This window comes from Neorhizobium sp. BT27B, from assembly GCF_050455485.1.
In the GTDB taxonomy this organism is placed as follows: Bacteria; Pseudomonadota; Alphaproteobacteria; order Rhizobiales; family Rhizobiaceae; genus Neorhizobium.
In genome coordinates this window covers 127,622-145,331 of record NZ_JBCIYT010000002.1, presented here as the reverse complement: position 1 = coordinate 145,331, position 17,710 = coordinate 127,622, and the positions used below count along the sequence as shown (strand labels likewise).

Below are 17,710 nucleotides of genomic sequence, written 5' to 3'. Positions count from 1 at the left end.
GGAGCCGCGATCCATCTCGAAAACTATAAAGCGCTTACTTCTTCAGAACCGTAAAGCCCTGCGCCGTAAAGAACGGCGCTGCCTTGTCCGACTTCAGGAAATCGAGATAGGCAGCCGCATCGGCACTTTTGGATTCCGACAGGAGGGCAACCGGATAGATGATCGCCGGGTGGCTGTCTTCCGGAAACGTGCCGACGATCTCGACACCCGGATCGGCAGCCGCATCCGTCTGGTAAACGATGCCATAGGCGGCTTCGCCGCGCGACACCAGCGCAAGCGCTGCACGAACGCTTTCGGCACCGGCAACCTTCTTTTCGACAGCCGTCCACGCGCCAAGCTTTTCGAGCGCGGCCTTGCCATATTTGCCGGCCGGAACGCTGTCGACCGCACCCATGGCAAGCTTGCTGTCACCGACCAGCGTCGAAAGGTCGAAACCGGACTTGATGTCCACGGTCTTCGCCTTGCCCTTTTCGGCAACCAGCACGATGCGGTTGCCGAGCAGGTTGGAACGCGTGTCGGCCTTGATCAGCGACTTCTTGGCAACGTAATCCATCCAGTCGAGATCGGCGGAGATGAACACATCGGCCGGAGCACCGGCTTCGATCTGTTTTGCCAGCGCCGAGCTTGCCGCATAGGACACGGTCACCGACTTGCCGGTCTCCTTCGACCACGCGGCATCGGCGGCATCCAGAGCATTCTTCATGCTGGCGGCGGCAAATACCGTCACCTTTTCCTGCGCTGCCGCCGGTGCGGCCATAACGGTAAGGCCGAGCCAGAGCGCCGAAGCCGTTGCTGCGGCGACCTTCAACCAGTGACGACGATGGGTTTGCATGGATGCGTTCTCCTCAAGCGAAATGTTTGAGGATATATATCGATGGATAGATGCTTTTGGCTAGAGTTATATTTTGAAAGATATAGCGAAAAACCGTAGTGATCAGCGCCTACCGCCATACATTGTAAAATTACTCAGCTAGTTCATTGAGCGCTCGCCGCGCAAGCATATGAAACGATAATGAGACCACAACACATATCGCGACGATTCCAGCCGTTCCCCAATTCACCGGACCAGGATTTGTTTGAACTCCAGTCAATGTCGGCGTCAGAGCACCAGCAAGGGCCACTGCGATAGCAATGCCATTTAAATATGCGGCGGTCAGCTTAGCTTTCTCGTTTCTCTGAATGCCCATCCAATACCTCCATTGAGAGCACCAAAACCACAAACTAAAGTTGCAGTAATAATTAAATCAACCCTATCGTTTGTCAAAGGCAGAAAATTCCTAGAGTAGCGATACATGTCGCGCCTCCTGACACCCTGAGAATACCTTTACCCCTCGCCGCCCGGCGCAAATTTTGCCACCAGCGCATGACGGTCACCCGGATAGGTAAGCAGCACGGATGTGACCGGCCCGGCCGGGCTCCATGTCCGCCGTTCGATGACGAGGCAGGCCGTGCCTTTTTCGATCCCGAGAAGGCCGGCAATTGCGGCATCGGCCGATGCTGCCGAGATACGGTGTTCGGCAGCGCTCCATGGCACCTGTTTCAACAGCCACGTACCGGGCGACACGGTTTCAAATGTTTCTGCCTCGGCTTCCGGCACGGTGGTCAGGCTGATCAGCCGCTCTTCCAGACAGAAGGGGGCAGAACCGGCGCGGTGGATGCAGGTGATATCCAGCACCGATGCGGCTTGCGACAATTCCAGTCGCTGCTTATCGCCGGCATTGGCGCGGCGTTTGGCGCGGGCGTGGATGGCATGTGTGTAGGCCAGCCGCAGCGACTGCACTTCCGCCTCGATTTCGGCAATCGTCAGCACCGCCGATTGCGCCCTCGGATGCGCGACAAAACTGCCGGATTTTTTGCGGCGTTCGATCAGCCCGGATTTGGCAAGCTGGGTCAGCACCTTGTTGGTGGTCATCCGCGAGCAGCCATATTCGGCAGCGAGATCCACTTCGAACGGGATACGGTGCCCCGGCGGCCATTCGCCCGAGACGATGCGGGCTTCGATATCGCCGAGGATACGCTGATGCAGCGTCGCATCCCTCAAAACTGTCATTGCGACAAAAGCTCCTTCATCGCCGCCTGGAAACGGCTGGAAATTTCCTGGCGGCGGTTATGCCGGCCACCGGACACCTGACGAATACCACGCGCCCAGACGCAATCGACAGACACGCCACCCGCAAACAGCCAATGATCGAGAATGTTATCCGGCGCAAGATAGGGCGTGGTCGAGACATCCAGCGAAACCATGTCGGCGGGATAACCTTCAACGAGACCTGCTGCCGTTCCAAGCGCCTGCGCTCCACCCGCAAGCGCGCCCTCGAACAATCTCCGGCCGGTCGAACCGCCGCTTTCCGCCACCACGTTTCGCGCCCGCAAACCAAAGCGCTGCGAATATTCAAAGGTCCGCAACTCTTCCGGCAGCGAGATGAGAATATTGGAATCCGAGCCGATGCCGAACTGCCCGCCCTCTTCCAGAAACGCGGGTGCTGCAAAAATGCCGTCGCCGAGATTGGCCTCGGTGATCGGGCAAAGGCCGGCCACCGCACGGCGCTTCGCCATCGCCCGCGTTTCGGTGTCCGTCATGTGGGTGGCGTGGATCAGGCACCAGCGTTCATCGACCGGCGCATTGTCCAGCAGCCATTCCACCGGCCGCGCGCCCGACCATGCGATGCAATCCTCCACTTCCTTGACCTGTTCGGCAACATGGATATGCACCGGCCCGCCCTTTGCCATCTGCAAGACGGCCGCCAGTTCTTCCGGCGTCACCGCCCGCAGCGAATGCGGCGCGACACCGAGCACGGCACCATCGAGACCGCCAATAAGATTGCCGCAGGACGACATCAGCTTTTCGAACGCATCGAGCGAATGGATGAATCGCCGTTGCCCTTCGGCGGGTGCGCCACCACCAAAACCGGAATGCGCATAAAACACCGGCAGCAGCGTCAGCGACAGACCGGTCTCGACGCTTGCGGCAGCGATGCGCGCCGCCAGTTCCGCCGGGTTGGCATAAGGCGTACCATCGCGGTCATGATGCAGGTAATGGAACTCGCCGACACGGGAAAAACCGGCTTCCAGCATTTCCATGCAAAGCTGCGCGGCAACGGCCTCGACATGTTCGGGCGTCATCGACAGGGCAAACTTGTACATGACGGTGCGCCAGCTCCAGAAGCTGTCATTCGAAGGTCCACGCACTTCCGCCAGCCCTGCCATGCCGCGCTGAAAGGCGTGGCTGTGCAGATTGGGCATGGATGGCAGCAAAACAGCATGACGCTCGTCGCCGGATTGCGGCTCCGCGCCGGCCTCGATCGCGGCAATGTGGCCGGCCGCCATCGTCAGCCGCACATTGCTCACCCAACCATTTGGCAACAAAGCCGATTGCGCAAAAATCGTCGTCATTCCGAAAACTCCTCGCTGCCTGCCTGACGGGCGACACGATAATCCCGAAAAATTCCGTATTGCCACGCTCTTCATTATGTATATACATTATCGCCAACTTGGGAAGGTGAAAATGACGGACAGAAACGCTCCAGACGTCGATTTCAAAGCCACTTCGGCAGGCTCCGGGGTCGCACGAACCCTGTGGCGCAATGCCCGCATTGCAACGCTTGATGAAACCCTGTCCGGCCTCGGCATCATCGAAGACGGGGTGATCGCCACCGAAAATGGCCGCATCACCTATGTCGGCTCCGCGGCAAATCTTCCCGCCCACCTCAAGGCGATCGAGACCATCGTCGATCTCGAAAACCGCTGGATCACGCCGGCTCTGGTCGATTGCCACACCCACCTCGTTTACGGCGGCAACCGCGCCCGCGAATTCGAGATGCGGCTGGAGGGCGCAACCTATGAAGAGGTCGCCCGCGCCGGCGGCGGCATCGTTTCTTCGCTCAAGGCCACCAATGCGCTGACCGTCGAAGGACTGGTCGCCGCTGCCCTGCCTCGCCTCGATACGCTGCTGTCCGAAGGTGTTTCGACCGTCGAGATCAAGTCCGGTTACGGCCTGAATATCGAGGGCGAACTCAACATGCTGCGCGCCGCCCGCACACTGGAAAAAATCCGGCCCGTCCGCATCGTCACCTCTTATCTGGCAGCCCATGCGACACCGGTGGAATACAAGGGCCGCAACGGCGATTACATTTCCGACGTCGTGCTTCCCGGCATGGACGCAGCCCATGCCGAAGGCCTGATCGATGCCGTCGACGGGTTTTGCGAGGGCATCGCCTTTTCGGTGGAAGAGATGCGCCGCGTGTTCGATCACGCCAAGGCACTTGGCCTCCCGGTCAAACTGCACGCCGAACAGCTGTCGAACCTCGGCGGCGCAAAGATGGCCGCATCCTATGGCGCGCTGTCGGCCGATCATCTCGAATATCTCGATGCCGAAGGCGCTGCCACCATGGCGGCTGCCGGCACCGTTGCCGTGCTTTTGCCCGGCGCCTTTTACGCCATCAACGAAACGCAAAAACCACCCGTTCAGGCACTGCGCAATGCCGGCACAAGGATTGCCATCGCCACCGACAGCAATCCCGGCACCTCGCCGCTCACCTCGCTGCTTTTGACCATGAACATGTCGGCCACCCTCTTCCGCCTCACCGTGGAAGAATGCCTTGCCGGCGCCACCCGCGAAGGCGCCCGCGCCCTCGGGCTTCTCTCCGAAACCGGCACGCTGGAAGCCGGAAAGTCGGCCGACTTTGTGGTCTGGAACATCGATTGCCCCGCCGAGCTGGTTTACCGCATCGGCTTCAACCCCATCCACGCCCGCATTTTCAAAGGCGCTCTAGCATGACCATCACGCTCCACCCCGGCTCCGTTTCGCTCAGCCAGCTCGAAACCATCTACTGGACCGGCGAACCGGCAAAACTCGATGCTTCCTTTGATGCGGGCATTCAGCGCGCCGCTGCGCGCATAGCCGAAATCGCCGCCGGCAATGCGCCGGTCTACGGCATCAATACCGGTTTTGGGAAACTCGCCTCGATCAAGATCGATGCCGCCGATGTCGCCACCCTGCAGCGCAATCTCATTCTGTCGCATTGCTGCGGCGTCGGCGCTCCCCTGCCGGAAAATGTCGTGCGGCTGATCATGGCGCTGAAGCTGGTGTCGCTCGGTCGCGGCGCTTCCGGCGTGCGGCTGGAACTGGTGCGGCTGATCGAGGCCATGCTGGACAAGGGCGTCATTCCGGTCATCCCGGAAAAAGGCTCTGTCGGAGCCTCCGGTGATCTCGCCCCGCTTGCCCATATGGCAGCGGTGATGATGGGTGAAGCCGAAGCATTCTTTGACGGCGAACGTCTTTCCGGTGCCGAAGCCTTGGCAAAAGCTGGCCTGACGCCGGTCGTGCTCGCGGCAAAAGAAGGCCTGGCGCTGATCAACGGCACCCAGACATCCACCGCGCTGGCACTCGCCGGCCTGTTTCGCGCCCATCGCGCAGCACAGGCGGCACTGATCACCGGCGCCATGTCCACCGATGCCGCCATGGGTTCTTCCGCGCCCTTCCACCCGGACATCCACACGTTGCGTGGCCACAAGGGCCAGATCGATACCGCCGCTGCCCTTCGCGCTCTTCTGGCCAGCTCGGTCATCCGCGAAAGCCATATCGAAGGCGACGAACGTGTGCAGGACCCCTATTGCATCCGCTGCCAGCCGCAGGTGGATGGCGCCTGCCTCGACCTCCTGCGCTCCGTCGCGCGCACGCTGGAAATCGAGGCCAATGCCGTCACCGACAATCCGCTGGTGCTCTCCGACAATTCCGTCGTCTCGGGTGGCAATTTCCACGCCGAACCGGTGGCCTTCGCCGCCGACCAGATCGCCCTTGCCGTCTGCGAGATCGGCGCGATTGCGCAGCGCCGTATCGCGCTTCTGGTCGATCCGGCCCTGTCCTACGGCCTGCCGGCCTTCCTCGCCAAAAAGCCGGGCCTCAATTCCGGCCTGATGATCGCCGAAGTCACATCCGCCGCGCTGATGAGTGAAAACAAGCAGATGTCGCACCCGGCCTCGGTGGATTCCACCCCAACCTCCGCCAATCAGGAGGATCACGTCTCGATGGCCTGCCACGGCGCGCGTCGTCTTCTGCCCATGACCGACAACCTGTTCGCCATCATCGGCATCGAGGCACTGACGGCGGCACAGGGCGTGGAACTGCGCGCGCCGCTGGTCACCAGCCCCGAATTGCAGGCCGCGATTGCCGCGATCCGCGCCGTCGTGCCGACGCTGGAGGAGGACCGCTATATGGCCGGCGACCTGCAGGCCGCCAGTGATCTGGTCGGCAATGGGACGCTGAACGCGGCGGTTTCGGCGGATATTTTGCCGGTGCTGGAGACGTGATGGTGGCGGGTGTGGCTCCCCCTCACTCGGCGCTTTGCGCCACCCTCTCCCCGCTGGGGAGAGGAGGGAGAATGCCGCGTTCTCAACGCCAACTTTTCTAGACACCGGGGCGCCACATCCCCTCTTCTCCCCGACGGGGAGAAGGTGGCCGAAGGCCGGATGAGGGGGCGGTTGCGACACACGAAAAACAATGAAGAGGGAAACGAAATGACCACCAATCCGCGCCACAACATTCGCGACGTCCGCTCCCCCCGCGGAAACGAACTCACCGCCAAAAGCTGGATGACCGAAGCGCCCTTGCGCATGCTGATGAACAATCTCGACCCGGACGTGGCGGAAAACCCGCATGAACTGGTCGTTTATGGCGGCATCGGCCGCGCCGCCCGCACCTGGGCGGATTTCGACCAGATCGCCAATACGCTGAAGACACTGACCGAGGAAGAAACCCTGCTCGTGCAGTCCGGCAAGCCGGTCGGCGTGTTTCGCACCCACAAGGATGCGCCGCGCGTGCTGATCGCCAATTCCAACCTCGTGCCACACTGGGCAACCTGGGACCATTTCAACGAACTGGATAAAAAGGGTCTCGCCATGTACGGCCAGATGACCGCCGGTTCGTGGATCTATATCGGCACGCAGGGCATCGTGCAGGGCACATACGAAACCTTCGTCGAAGCCGGCCGCCAGCATTATGACGGCAGCCTCAAGGGCAAATGGATCCTCACCGGCGGTCTCGGTGGCATGGGCGGCGCCCAGCCGCTCGCCGCCGTCATGGCCGGCGCCTGCTGCCTCGCAGTCGAATGCGACGAAACCCGCATCGATTTCCGCCTGCGCACCCGTTACGTCGATGCCAAGGCAAAAACGCTGGACGAAGCGCTCGCCATGATCGCCGAATGGACGGCGAAGGGCGAAGCCAAATCCGTCGGCCTGCTCGGCAATGCCGCCGAGATCTTCCCGGAACTCGTCCGCCGCATGCAGGCCGGTGGTCCGCGCCCCGATATCGTCACCGACCAGACGTCGGCGCATGACCCGCGCAACGGTTACCTGCCGCTCGGCTGGACGGTCGAGGAAGCCAAGGCCAAGCGCGAAAGCGATCCGAAGTCGGTCGAAGTGGCGGCCCGCGCATCGATGAAAGCGCATGTCGAAGCCATGGTCGCCTTCTGGGATGCCGGCGTGCCGACGCTCGATTACGGCAACAATATCCGCCAGGTCGCCAAGGACGAAGGTCTGGAAAATGCCTTCGCCTTCCCCGGTTTCGTACCCGCCTATATCCGCCCGCTGTTTTGCCGTGGCATCGGCCCGTTCCGCTGGGCGGCCCTCTCGGGCGAGCCGGAGGATATCTACAAGACCGACGCCAAGGTGAAGGAACTGCTGCCGGACAACAAACATCTGCACAACTGGCTGGACATGGCGCGCGAGCGCATCGCATTCCAGGGCCTGCCCGCGCGCATTTGCTGGGTGGGCCTCGGCGATCGCCACAAGCTCGGCCTCGCCTTCAACGAGATGGTCCGCAACGGCGAATTGTCGGCACCGATCGTCATCGGTCGCGACCATCTCGATTCAGGTTCCGTCGCCTCGCCCAACCGCGAGACGGAAGCCATGAAGGACGGATCGGACGCCGTCTCCGACTGGCCGCTGCTCAACGCGCTTCTCAACACCGCATCGGGCGCGACATGGGTATCGCTGCACCACGGCGGCGGTGTCGGCATGGGCTATTCGCAACATTCCGGCATGGTCATCTGCGCCGATGGCTCGGAAGATGCCGACCGCCGTCTGGAGCGCGTGCTCTGGAACGACCCGGCCACCGGCGTCATGCGCCATGCCGATGCGGGTTATGAGATCGCGGTCGATTGCGCCACGGAAAAAGGCCTGCGGCTTCCCGGCATTCTGGGCAACTGACATGCGGATCCTGCGCGCTGCCGATCACCGGCGCATGCCATGGAAAAACGGACGCGGAGAGACGGTGGAAATCGCCGTCTTTCCGCAAGGTGCCACGGTCGACACGTTCGACTGGCGCATCAGCATGGCCACGGTTTCGGAGGATGGACCGTTCTCGGTATTCGACGGCATCGACCGCACGCTGTCGATCCTCGAGGGTGCGGGCATGGCGCTTCTCGTGGACGGATGCGAGCCGGTTCTGCTGACACAGACATCCGCGCCTCACCCGTTTCCGGCCGATGCGCCGACGATGGCAAAGCTAGCGGACGGTACGATCACCGACCTCAACGTGATGACGCGACGCGGGCGATTTTCGCACTCGGTGGACAAGATCGTGGCACCGGTGACGCTGGGGCCGAGTGCCGGGGCGACGCTGGTTTTGTGCCATCGGGGCGCGATGCGGGTGCAGAACGAAACGTTGGCCGCACTTGATTGTGCCTTGCTGGAAACGGGCAAAGCCGTCGAGATTTCCGGCGATGGCGACGGGTTTGTGATCCGGCTTTTCTGACGGGAACCAAGGCTTTGCGAAAAGGGCGCAACAGACTCCAATTATCTTCTCCCCTTGGGGGAGAAGGTGGCCCGAAGGGTCGGATGAGGGGGAGCGAAGCCACATCGAGAGGTCATGCCGTGTCCCCCCTCATCGCCTCGCTGTCGCTCCGGCACTTCTCCCCGATGGGGAGAAGATGCTGAACGGCACCCTACCCAGAACATCCCCTCTCACAACCCCATCAACCCCGCCTTATGCTCATCCGCCGCCGCACGGCTGATGCGTTCCAGTTCCTCCGCCGCCCGTCCGCGATGGCGCTCCTTGTGCCGCAGAATGGCAAAATTGCGCGCCGGCAACTCGATCCCCGCGCGCACCAACAAACCCTGCCGCAGAAACGGTGCCGCCACCATGCCGGACACAGCCGTCGCGCAATCGCCCGAGCGCACCGCCGATACCACCGCCTCGTTGGACGGCAGTTCCAGCACGACCGAAATATCATTCACGCCGATGCCCATGCCCGACAGCGCCTCCTCGAAAGCCGAGCGTGTACCAGACCCCTTTTCACGCAAAACCCATGAGGTCACGGAGGTGATGTCCTCGCGCCCGATCGCGCGGCCATCGGCAAACGGATGCACCGGGCTTGCCACCACCACCAGCCGGTCCGCCACGATCGGCAGAACCGACAGCGCCGGCTCGTCGATCAGCCCCTCGATGAAGCCCACCTCGCCCAGTCCGTCGCGGATCGCATCGGCTACCATGCGGGTATTGCCGATCGTCAGCTTCAGCTCGACACCGGGATAAAGCCGTTTGAATTTCAACAGGATCGGCGGCAGCCAGTAGCTGGCGATCGTCTGGCTGGCGAAAACGCGGATCTCTCCGCGCGCCAGACCGCTCATTTCCGACAACATCAGTTCGGCGCTTTTCGCCCGCGCCAGCGTTGCCTTCGCCTCGCCCAGAAACATCCGGCCGGCTTCCGTCAGCTCGATACGCCGCCCCACCCGGTGAAACAGCTCGACACCGTAAAACCCTTCGAGATTGCGGATGGCGGAACTCGCCGCAGACGGCGTCAGCCCCACGGCCTCTGCACCCCGGGTCAAATGTTCGCGCTCGGCAACGGCGACAAAGATGGCAAGCTGTTCAAAGGTCATCGTTCGATTTTGCCGCATGAAACATCAGCTATTATACGATGGAACTGAACATCGTGGAAGCGCATCGTGACATTACACGATTGGAGAGCACGATGGCTCTTGCCACCCATACCGACCACAGCATGCCGCACGCCCTCACCCGCCTTTTGCCAGGCGTGCTGGCGACACTTGCCGTGTCGGCGGTTGCGATTGCTCTGGAAGCCGCCGAAATTCAGTTTTTGCAGGGTCGCTGGATCGAAAGCCTCGTGCTCGCCATCCTTGTCGGCATGGCCGTGCGCTCCTGTTTCGACCTGTCGCCGTCCTTGGATGCAGGCATCCAGTTCTGCGCAAAAACCGTACTGGAAGTGGCTGTCGTGCTGCTGGGCGCCTCGATCAGCATCTCCGCCATCGAGGATGCCGGCCTGACGCTGGTCGTCGCCATCATGGTGATTGTCGCCCTGTCGCTGATCGGCAGTTATGGCATCGGCCGCCTTGTCGGCCTGTCGCCCCGCATCGCGACGCTGGTGGCCTGCGGCAATTCTATTTGCGGCAATTCGGCGATTGCCGCCGCAGCCCCGGTCATTCACGCCAAACCGGACGAGATCGCCTCGTCGATCGCCTTCACCGCCGTCCTCGGCGTCGCCCTTGTACTAGCCCTGCCGCTGCTGCAGATGCCGCTGTCGCTGGGTGTTGCCGATTACGGCGTGTTCGCCGGCCTCACCGTTTATGCCGTGCCGCAGGTTCTGGCGGCCACCGCCCCTGCCGGCCTGATCAGCGTGCAGACCGGCACGCTGGTGAAACTCATCCGTGTCATGATGCTCGGCCCGGTCATCGCCACGCTTTCCGTACTGCATGGTCGCAATACCGGCGGCAAACTCTGCTGGAAAAGCATGGTGCCGTGGTTCATCCTCGGTTTTGCCGCGCTGATGGCACTGCGCTCCGCCGACATGATCCCGCAGGCAGCCCTTGCACCTACCTCGGCCACGTCGGGCCTTCTCACCATCGTCTCGATGGCGGCGCTTGGCTTGTCGGTGGATATCCGCAGCATCCGCCAATCCGGTGCCCGTGTCATCGGCGCCGCCATGCTGTCGCTGGCTTTCCTCTCCGGTCTTGCCCTGATTTTCCTCAAAGTTTTTGGCGGCCACTGATCCCGGTAAAACCGCCGCATTATGTATAGACAAGTCTGCGATCCCATGCCTAATATCACTTTATAGGCAGGCGACTGACCTGCTGAATAATGAAGCAGACAGGGGAACAGACCACATGAAAAAGCTTGCCACGATTGCCGCCGTCATGGCGACCCTTTTGGCGTCCACCGCCGCCAAGGCCGAGACTGCGGTCTCGATGGGCATTTCCGGCTGGACCGGTTTTGCGCCGCTGACGCTGGCCAAAGAAGCCGGCATCTTCAAGAAAAACGGCCTCGACGTCACCATCAAGAAGATCCCGCAGGGCAGCCGCCATCTGGCCCTCGCCTCGGGTGACGTGCAATGCGCCGCCACCACGGTGGAAACCTGGATCGTCTGGAATGCCGTCGGCATCGAAACCACGCAGATGTTCCAGCTTTCCGTATCCCATGGCGGTGACGGCATCGCCGCTAAGCCGGGCATCGAGAAGATCGCCGACCTGAAGGGCAAGACGGTGGCGGCTTCCGCGCCGGGCACCTCGCCCTACTTTCTGCTCGCCTGGATCCTCGGCAAGAACGGCATGACCATGAAGGACGTGAAAATCGTCAACATGGAGCCCGGCCCGGCGGCACAGGCGCTGCTCGCCGGCCAGAACGATGCGGCCATGACCTATGAGCCCTATCTGTCCTCGGTGCGCGCCGAACCCACCAAGGGCAAGATCATCGCCACCACCAATGATTACCCGGCCGTTCTCGACACGTTTGGCTGCACCAATGCCTTCCTGAAAGACAATCCGGACGCCGCCAAGGCGCTGGCCAAGAGCTATTACGAGGCACTGGAACTGATCAAGACGGACAAGGACAAGTCCTTCGAGATCATGGGCAAGGACGTCAAGCAGAGCGGCGCGCAGTTCGGTGAATCCGCCGCCTTCCTGACATGGCAGGACCGCGATGCCTCGCTGAAGTTCTTCGAGACCGGCTTCAAGACGTTCAACGACGAGGCTGCCGAACTGCTGCTGCAGGCAGGCGTCATCAAGGCGAAGCCCGACCTCACCAAGCTCGCAGACCCGGCTTTCATCAAGTAAGCTGAGCATCGCCATATCGCATGGAGCGCCGCACCGCCGGCGCTCCCTTCATGTCTGTAGAAGGGGCGCGTCATGCAACCTCTCCAACCGATCAGTGCGCGTGTGCGCATTGCCCTCGGCATCCTGTTTTTCGTGATCTTCTTTTCCGGCTGGGCGTTTGCGACGCTGGGCGGTTTTGTCTCGAAAACCTTTCTCGCCGATCCCATCACCATGCTGCGGGATGGTTATGACCTGCTCGTCAACCAGGGTTTTGCCGTGGATATCGGCATGACCATCTGGCGCGTCGTCGGCGGCTTTGTTCTCTCGGCGCTGATCGCCGTGCCGCTCGGCATCCTGATGGGCGCCTACAAGCCGATCGAAGCGCTGCTTGAGCCCTTCGTCTCCTTCGCCCGTTACCTTCCGGCATCCGCCTTCGTGCCGCTGCTCATCCTCTGGGCCGGCATCGGCGAGATGCAGAAACTGCTGGTTATCTTCATCGGCGCCGTCTTCCAGATCATCCTGATGGTCGCCGTCTCCGTCTCCGGCACCCGCCGCGATCTGGTCGAGGCCGCCTATACGCTCGGCGCCAGCGACCGGGGTGTCGTGCGCCGCGTGCTGATCCCGTCCAGCGCACCGGATATCGCCGAAACGCTGCGCCTCGTGCTCGGCTGGGCGTGGACCTATGTCATCGTCGCGGAACTGATCGGCGCATCCTCCGGCATCGGTTACATGATCATCAACAGCCAGGCGCTGCTCGCCACCGGCCAGATCATCTTCGGCATCATCGTCATCGGCATTATCGGCCTGATCTCCGACTTCGCCTTCAAGAGCCTCAACCGCAAACTGTTTGCTTGGAGGCTTGCATGAGCGAACTCATCGTAAAGGGCGTCTCCCGCATCTTTCCGGGCGTGCATGGCGGCAAGCCGGTGACGGCGCTGCAACCGACCGATCTCGACATCGCCAAGAACGACTTTGTCACCATCCTCGGCCCTTCCGGCTGCGGAAAGTCGACGCTGCTGCGCATCATCGCCGGGCTGGACAAACCGACGACCGGCACCGTCACGCTGGAAGGAAAAACGATCACCGGGCCGGGCGCCGACCGTGGCATGGTGTTCCAGTCCTACACGCTGTTTCCGTGGCTCTCGATCCGCGAAAACGTCGCTTTTGGCCTGCGCGAACGCGGCATTGGGGCGAAGGAGAAATGGGAGATCGTCGACAGCTATATCGACAAGGTCGGCCTGCGCGGTTTCGAAAACCACTGGCCAAAACAGCTGTCCGGCGGCATGCAGCAGCGCACGGCGATTGCCCGCGCGCTCGCCAACGACCCAAAGATCCTGCTGCTCGACGAACCGTTTGGCGCACTCGACAACCAGACGCGCGGGCTGATGCAGGAACTGCTGCTCGGCATCTGGGAGCGCGAGCAGAAGACCGTGATTTTTGTCACCCACGATATCGAGGAGGCCGTGTTCATGGCCAACCGCGTGGTGACGATGACGGCGCGTCCCGGCCGCATCAAGTCGATCACCCCGGTCGACCTGCCGCATCCGCGTCACTACACGGTGAAGGCCAGCCCGGAGTTTTCGGCGTTGCGGTTGAAGCTGACGGAAGAGATCCGTTCGGAGGCTATTGCGGCGTCACATGAGTGAGGGCGGCAGACTCTCTTTCTATCCACAGAGACATGACTATCGCATATGCAAGAAAGTCCCCCTCTGGCCTGCCGGCCATCTCCCCCACAAGGGGGGAGAAAATATGCGGCAACCGCCCGCCTCGATTGAGTTAAAACAGTGCGGCTAGGTTAAGCCCCTCCCCCTTGTGGGGAGGGGTTTGGGGCGGGGTCTTTTTCCATATGCTTGCCCTGTGGCCTGCGCGGATAAGACATGCGCCATTACAAAATCACTGCTTCCGTGCCGCCCGCACGTCCTTCATCGCATCCGCACAGGGCTTGGAAAACTCGCTCGCGTGTTCATGGATGCAGGCTTTCAGCTTTCCGCCTCCGGGCGAAATGCCGGGGCAAAGCCGCTGCATATCCGGTGCGCAGATTTCCCGCGCAGCCTGCATCTGGGCCTGACCGGCCTGCTGCGCATGGGCGCTACCTGCAAAAAGCACGATGGCGATGGTGAGTGTTTTTCTGATCATGATTGTCCTCGTTTGATTTTGGGGAAAATTACCAGCGGCTGATGGTGCCGTGGCGCACGATGTGGCCGCCATTCGGGCCGGTGACGACGCCGGTGCGGCTGCAGACGCCACCACCGCAGGAGCGCGTCACGGTGCGGTCGACATGGGGTGGGCGCGGGGGATGCGGCCCGACATGCGGCGGCACCGGGTAATACCGTCCCCAATGCCCGTACCAGGGGCGGCCAGCATAATGGTTGTGCCAATAGGCATGGTTGAAGGCGACGACCGCGATGCCGATGGCCGGCGCCACGGATGGCGTAATAACCACCGGACGCCCGGCATGGATGACCTGCAGATAGGCGGCCGATACCCAGCCACGCTGCCCGCCCCAGCCGATATCGCACCAGGAACGGTCGGCAAGGCAGCCATAGGTCGCGACCGAGGCGGAAGGCGGAAGCGTGGTGACCACCGGATAGGCGGTGCCCGGCCCGGCGCGCAGGTTGACGGCATTGGTGGTGACGGCGGGCGTCGCGGCACTGGCCTCCGAGGCCATGGCAAAACCGGCCAGCAGGATGGCGGTGGCCCAGAAAGACGGCGAAAGGCGTTTACCCGTGCGGATGATCGACATGGTCAGATCCTTTCCCATCACATCTGGCCGATCAGGCGCGGCAGGCGTGCGGCCTCGCGCTGTTCCGGGTTGAGTTTGGCGCGCAGGTCAGTGACGGCCCGTTTCAGCGTTTCGGCCTTGGCATTGCTGGCCAGCACCATGTCGGCGATCGCTTCGGAGCGGGCAAAGGAATCCGGCCCCTGGCTGTTCTCGTCATCCTTGCCGAGAAGGCTGGTGACGATCTCGCGTTCCGGCACCATGGCCAGAACCGCATTGGTATAGGCGCGCCAGACATCCTGCTGATCGGTGCGGATGCCGATTGCGGTTTCCTGAATGGACAGCCCGGTCGAGATGATCAGGCGCATGCGTTTCGGCGTGTAATGATCGCGCAGAAAGGCGGCGCGTTCGCCAAAGGCCATGCCACGCTCGAAGCCGGGATGGGGGCGATAGCCGTAGTCATAATCGTCGGCCCAGTCGTCCTCGTTGCGATCGGAGACGTTGGTCGCGCCGGTTTCGACGGCGTGGCGAAGCGTACCGTTCTGGGCGATGGCGGCGGTGGAAAGGCTGGCAACGGCCAGCACGATAGCTGCGGCGGGAATTGCGATTTTCATGTCGTGATCCTCTTCATGCGGTGGATGAGGATCAAATTGGCTGACGCAGTTTTCCTGAATGCGTCAGGTTCTTTTCATTTTGTAACAGCTGACGCCTTTGCCGCATCGGTACGCGGCAACGTCACCACCGCTTCCAGCCCGTGCGGCTGAAGATTGCCGAGCCGCACCGTACCACCATAGGCCTCGGTGATCTGGCGCACGATGGTCAGCCCCAGGCCCGAGCCACCGGTATCGCGGCTGCGCGAGGTTTCCACCCGCACGAACGGGTCAAACACCACATCCTGCATGTCGGGATCGATGCCCGGCCCACGGTCGCGGATCGCCATCACCACATGATCGGCCTCGCTCACCAGCGACACCCCCAGATAGCCCTCGCCATAGCGCTGGGCATTGTCGATGAGATTGTCGATCACACGTCTGAGCGCCGCCGGCTGGATGCGCACCATGGCGGCTTCCGGCCCGTCGGCGAGCGTGAGGACATCCGGCACGATGGCGCGTTCGGCCAGCACCGTTGCCAGCATGTCAGCCACATCAATCGCCTCCACCGCGTCCACCGCCAGCGCTGCCTTGGCAAACACCAGCGCATCGGTCATCAGCCCCTGCATGGTCTCGACATCCTGCAGCGCGCGGGCACGGTGCGGATTGTCCGGCATCATTTCCAGCCGCAGCCGCAGCCGCGTCAGGTTGGTTTTCAGGTCGTGCGAAATCGCGCCGATGACAAAGGTTCGGTTGTTGATCAGCGTGGCTATGCGCTGCTGCATGGCGTTGATGGCGCGAATGAGTGTGCGCACTTCCTTGGCGCCGGCCTCCGGCAGTGGTTCCGGCTGCAGCCGCGTGCCGAGCCTGTCGACGGAGCGCGACAAGGCGGCGATCGGCCGGGCCTCGCGCGCCACCGCCACCAGCGCCACGATGGCGACGATGAAACCGAGCGCACCGGCACCAAAGCCGATCGGCCAGCCGAGAATGCGCACGGTCAGCGTATCGTTCACATCGAACCGCGCCACCTCGCCCGACACCAGCCCGATCTGCACCAGAATGCGCCGTTCGTCGTCATTACCCTCTGCGCCGTCATCGCGATCCTCGGCATTGCCGACAGCGAAAAAGCGGTCTCCCAGCCCCTGCCTTTCCAGTTCATGCCCGACAAGGAAGGACAGGCGCACAAGGCCAGTGCCGAAATGGGAGGGCTGTTCGGCCGGTGGCGTTTGCGAAAAGCTGAGGTCTATGCCGTTGGTTCTTGCCAGCGCAACAATGGTCGGACGGCCGTCAGGCGGTGTCCGGTCGAGAAGCTGGACATAGGGCACGATCCGTTCGCCGACAGAATAACGGCGCTCCACCGTCGCATCCGCCTTGTGGCGGCGCACGCCCTCAAACACCACGACCTGTATGACGAACAGGGCAACCGCCACGATCAGCACGATACGCCAGAAAATCCCGAGCCGGGCCATCGTCAGGCGTCCGTAACCTGCGCCGACAGCATATAGCCGGCGCTGCGCACGGTGGTGATGAATGCCTGCCCCGGCGGCATCAGCGGTGTCAGCTTGTTGCGCAGCCGCGACATGGTGACATCGATGGTACGATCGAACGGATCGGCCACACGGCTGCGGGTCCAGTCCAGCAATTGATCACGTGACAGAACGCGACGCGGACGTTCGAGAAAACACATCAGCAGGTCGAATTCCGCCGAGGTCAAAAACACGCCCTCCTCATCGGCGGGACCGACGGTGCGCGCATCGAGATCGAGAACGAGGCCACAAAAAGCCTTGCGGCTGGGACCTTCGGCTGCACTGCCATTCACCTGTTCGGCCGCGCCGTTGCGCAGGCCACCACGCCGCAGGATGGCGCGGATGCGCGCCAGCAGTTCGCGCGGATTGAACGGCTTGCCGAGATAATCGTCCGCCCCCATTTCCAGCCCGACGATGCGATCGATCTCCTCGTCCCTGGCCGTCAGCATCAGGATCGGCAGATCGCTGTTTTTTCCACGCAGGCGGCGACAGAAGGAAAGCCCGTCCTCGCCCGGCAGCATCAGGTCGAGCACGACGAGATCCGGCTTGCGCAACACCATCAGCTTTTCGGCGGCACTGGTGGTTTCAGCGGCACTGACGGCAAAACCCTCACCGGTGAGAAACTCGGTCAGCAGCGTGCGGATGTCGCGGTCGTCCTCGACGATGAGAATATGGCGGTCGTTCATGGCCATCCATCTTCCATGGCCAGACGTGACAGGCAAGCGTTACGGGCAGGCTGTTACAAAATGCAAAAAATCTCGAGATTTCTGCAAAACGCCGGCAAATCGATAGCCGCATGCTTCTTCCCGTCCATCAACGAGGAAGGAAAC

The 17,710-nt window shown here is 62.2% G+C and carries 18 protein-coding genes; 8 read left to right on the top strand and 10 right to left on the bottom strand.

Annotation, left to right across the window (positions count from 1 at the left end; genetic code table 11):
- Positions 1-34: 34 nt before the first annotated feature.
- The 4 genes from modA to AAIH70_RS06125 all read right to left on the bottom strand — a co-directional run bounded on the left by modA (position 35) and on the right by AAIH70_RS06125 (position 3,393).
- A complete protein-coding gene (modA, locus tag AAIH70_RS06140) occupies positions 35-832 on the bottom strand; it encodes a molybdate ABC transporter substrate-binding protein (RefSeq protein ID WP_132271317.1) in 798 nt (265 codons plus the stop codon).
- A 130-nt stretch (positions 833-962) separates the two neighbouring features.
- Positions 963-1,187: an amino acid transporter gene (locus AAIH70_RS06135; protein ID WP_132271316.1), complete on the bottom strand. Its 225-nt coding sequence runs from the start codon at positions 1,185-1,187 to the stop codon at positions 963-965.
- Positions 1,188-1,324: 137 nt separating this feature from the next.
- Positions 1,325-2,050 (bottom strand): histidine utilization repressor, encoded by a 726-nt coding sequence (gene hutC / locus AAIH70_RS06130; protein ID WP_132271315.1) that lies wholly within the window; start codon positions 2,048-2,050, stop codon positions 1,325-1,327.
- Positions 2,047-3,393, bottom strand: coding sequence for a formimidoylglutamate deiminase (locus tag AAIH70_RS06125; protein ID WP_430033608.1), 1,347 nt, complete (start codon positions 3,391-3,393; stop codon positions 2,047-2,049). Before AAIH70_RS06125 ends, hutC begins: the two co-directional genes overlap by 4 nt.
- Before the next feature lie 112 nt (positions 3,394-3,505).
- On the opposite strand from AAIH70_RS06125, the gene hutI reads away from it, so the two are divergent.
- The 4 genes from hutI to AAIH70_RS06105 all read left to right on the top strand — a co-directional run bounded on the left by hutI (position 3,506) and on the right by AAIH70_RS06105 (position 8,752).
- Entirely contained in the window at positions 3,506-4,777 is a 1,272-nt protein-coding gene (hutI, locus tag AAIH70_RS06120; protein ID WP_132271313.1) for an imidazolonepropionase, read from the top strand.
- The gene (gene hutH / locus AAIH70_RS06115) at positions 4,774-6,309 is read left to right on the top strand and encodes a histidine ammonia-lyase (protein WP_132271312.1); all 1,536 of its coding nucleotides are present in this window, start codon (positions 4,774-4,776) and stop codon (positions 6,307-6,309) included. Before hutI ends, hutH begins: the two co-directional genes overlap by 4 nt.
- A gap of 207 nt (positions 6,310-6,516) precedes the next feature.
- The gene (gene hutU, locus AAIH70_RS06110) at positions 6,517-8,205 is read left to right on the top strand and encodes a urocanate hydratase (protein ID WP_132271311.1); all 1,689 of its coding nucleotides are present in this window, start codon (positions 6,517-6,519) and stop codon (positions 8,203-8,205) included.
- A 1-nt stretch (position 8,206) separates the two neighbouring features.
- Positions 8,207-8,752: a HutD/Ves family protein gene (locus AAIH70_RS06105; protein ID WP_132271310.1), complete on the top strand. Its 546-nt coding sequence runs from the start codon at positions 8,207-8,209 to the stop codon at positions 8,750-8,752.
- Positions 8,753-8,961: 209 nt separating this feature from the next.
- On the opposite strand, the gene AAIH70_RS06100 is transcribed toward AAIH70_RS06105, so the two are convergent.
- Positions 8,962-9,879, bottom strand: coding sequence for a LysR substrate-binding domain-containing protein (locus AAIH70_RS06100; RefSeq protein WP_132271309.1), 918 nt, complete (start codon positions 9,877-9,879; stop codon positions 8,962-8,964).
- A gap of 92 nt (positions 9,880-9,971) precedes the next feature.
- Between AAIH70_RS06100 and AAIH70_RS06095 the strand changes: the two genes are divergently transcribed.
- From AAIH70_RS06095 to AAIH70_RS06080, 4 genes are all read left to right on the top strand, one after another.
- Positions 9,972-11,006 (top strand): YeiH family protein, encoded by a 1,035-nt coding sequence (locus tag AAIH70_RS06095; protein ID WP_132271308.1) that lies wholly within the window; start codon positions 9,972-9,974, stop codon positions 11,004-11,006.
- A 115-nt stretch (positions 11,007-11,121) separates the two neighbouring features.
- Positions 11,122-12,066: an ABC transporter substrate-binding protein gene (locus tag AAIH70_RS06090; RefSeq protein ID WP_132271307.1), complete on the top strand. Its 945-nt coding sequence runs from the start codon at positions 11,122-11,124 to the stop codon at positions 12,064-12,066.
- 72 nt (positions 12,067-12,138) lie between these two features.
- Positions 12,139-12,912, top strand: a complete 774-nt coding sequence (locus tag AAIH70_RS06085) for an ABC transporter permease (RefSeq protein WP_132271306.1) — start codon at positions 12,139-12,141, stop codon at positions 12,910-12,912.
- Entirely contained in the window at positions 12,909-13,691 is a 783-nt protein-coding gene (locus AAIH70_RS06080; protein WP_132271305.1) for an ABC transporter ATP-binding protein, read from the top strand. The genes AAIH70_RS06085 and AAIH70_RS06080 overlap by 4 nt, the downstream gene beginning before the upstream one ends.
- Positions 13,692-13,938: 247 nt before the next feature.
- Here the strand turns inward: AAIH70_RS06080 and AAIH70_RS06075 are convergent, their stop codons facing one another.
- The 5 genes from AAIH70_RS06075 to AAIH70_RS06055 all read right to left on the bottom strand — a co-directional run bounded on the left by AAIH70_RS06075 (position 13,939) and on the right by AAIH70_RS06055 (position 17,566).
- Positions 13,939-14,181, bottom strand: coding sequence for a hypothetical protein (locus AAIH70_RS06075; RefSeq protein WP_132271304.1), 243 nt, complete (start codon positions 14,179-14,181; stop codon positions 13,939-13,941).
- Positions 14,182-14,209: 28 nt separating this feature from the next.
- Positions 14,210-14,788 (bottom strand): SH3 domain-containing protein, encoded by a 579-nt coding sequence (locus tag AAIH70_RS06070; RefSeq protein ID WP_165931909.1) that lies wholly within the window; start codon positions 14,786-14,788, stop codon positions 14,210-14,212.
- Positions 14,789-14,805: 17 nt separating this feature from the next.
- Entirely contained in the window at positions 14,806-15,378 is a 573-nt protein-coding gene (locus AAIH70_RS06065) for a hypothetical protein (RefSeq protein WP_132271302.1), read from the bottom strand.
- A gap of 74 nt (positions 15,379-15,452) precedes the next feature.
- A complete protein-coding gene (locus tag AAIH70_RS06060) occupies positions 15,453-16,823 on the bottom strand; it encodes an ATP-binding protein (RefSeq protein WP_132271301.1) in 1,371 nt (456 codons plus the stop codon).
- Positions 16,824-16,825: 2 nt separating this feature from the next.
- Complete coding sequence (locus AAIH70_RS06055) at positions 16,826-17,566, bottom strand: response regulator (protein ID WP_132272507.1); 741 nt, start codon at positions 17,564-17,566, stop codon at positions 16,826-16,828.
- Between the last annotated feature and the right edge of the window lie 144 nt (positions 17,567-17,710).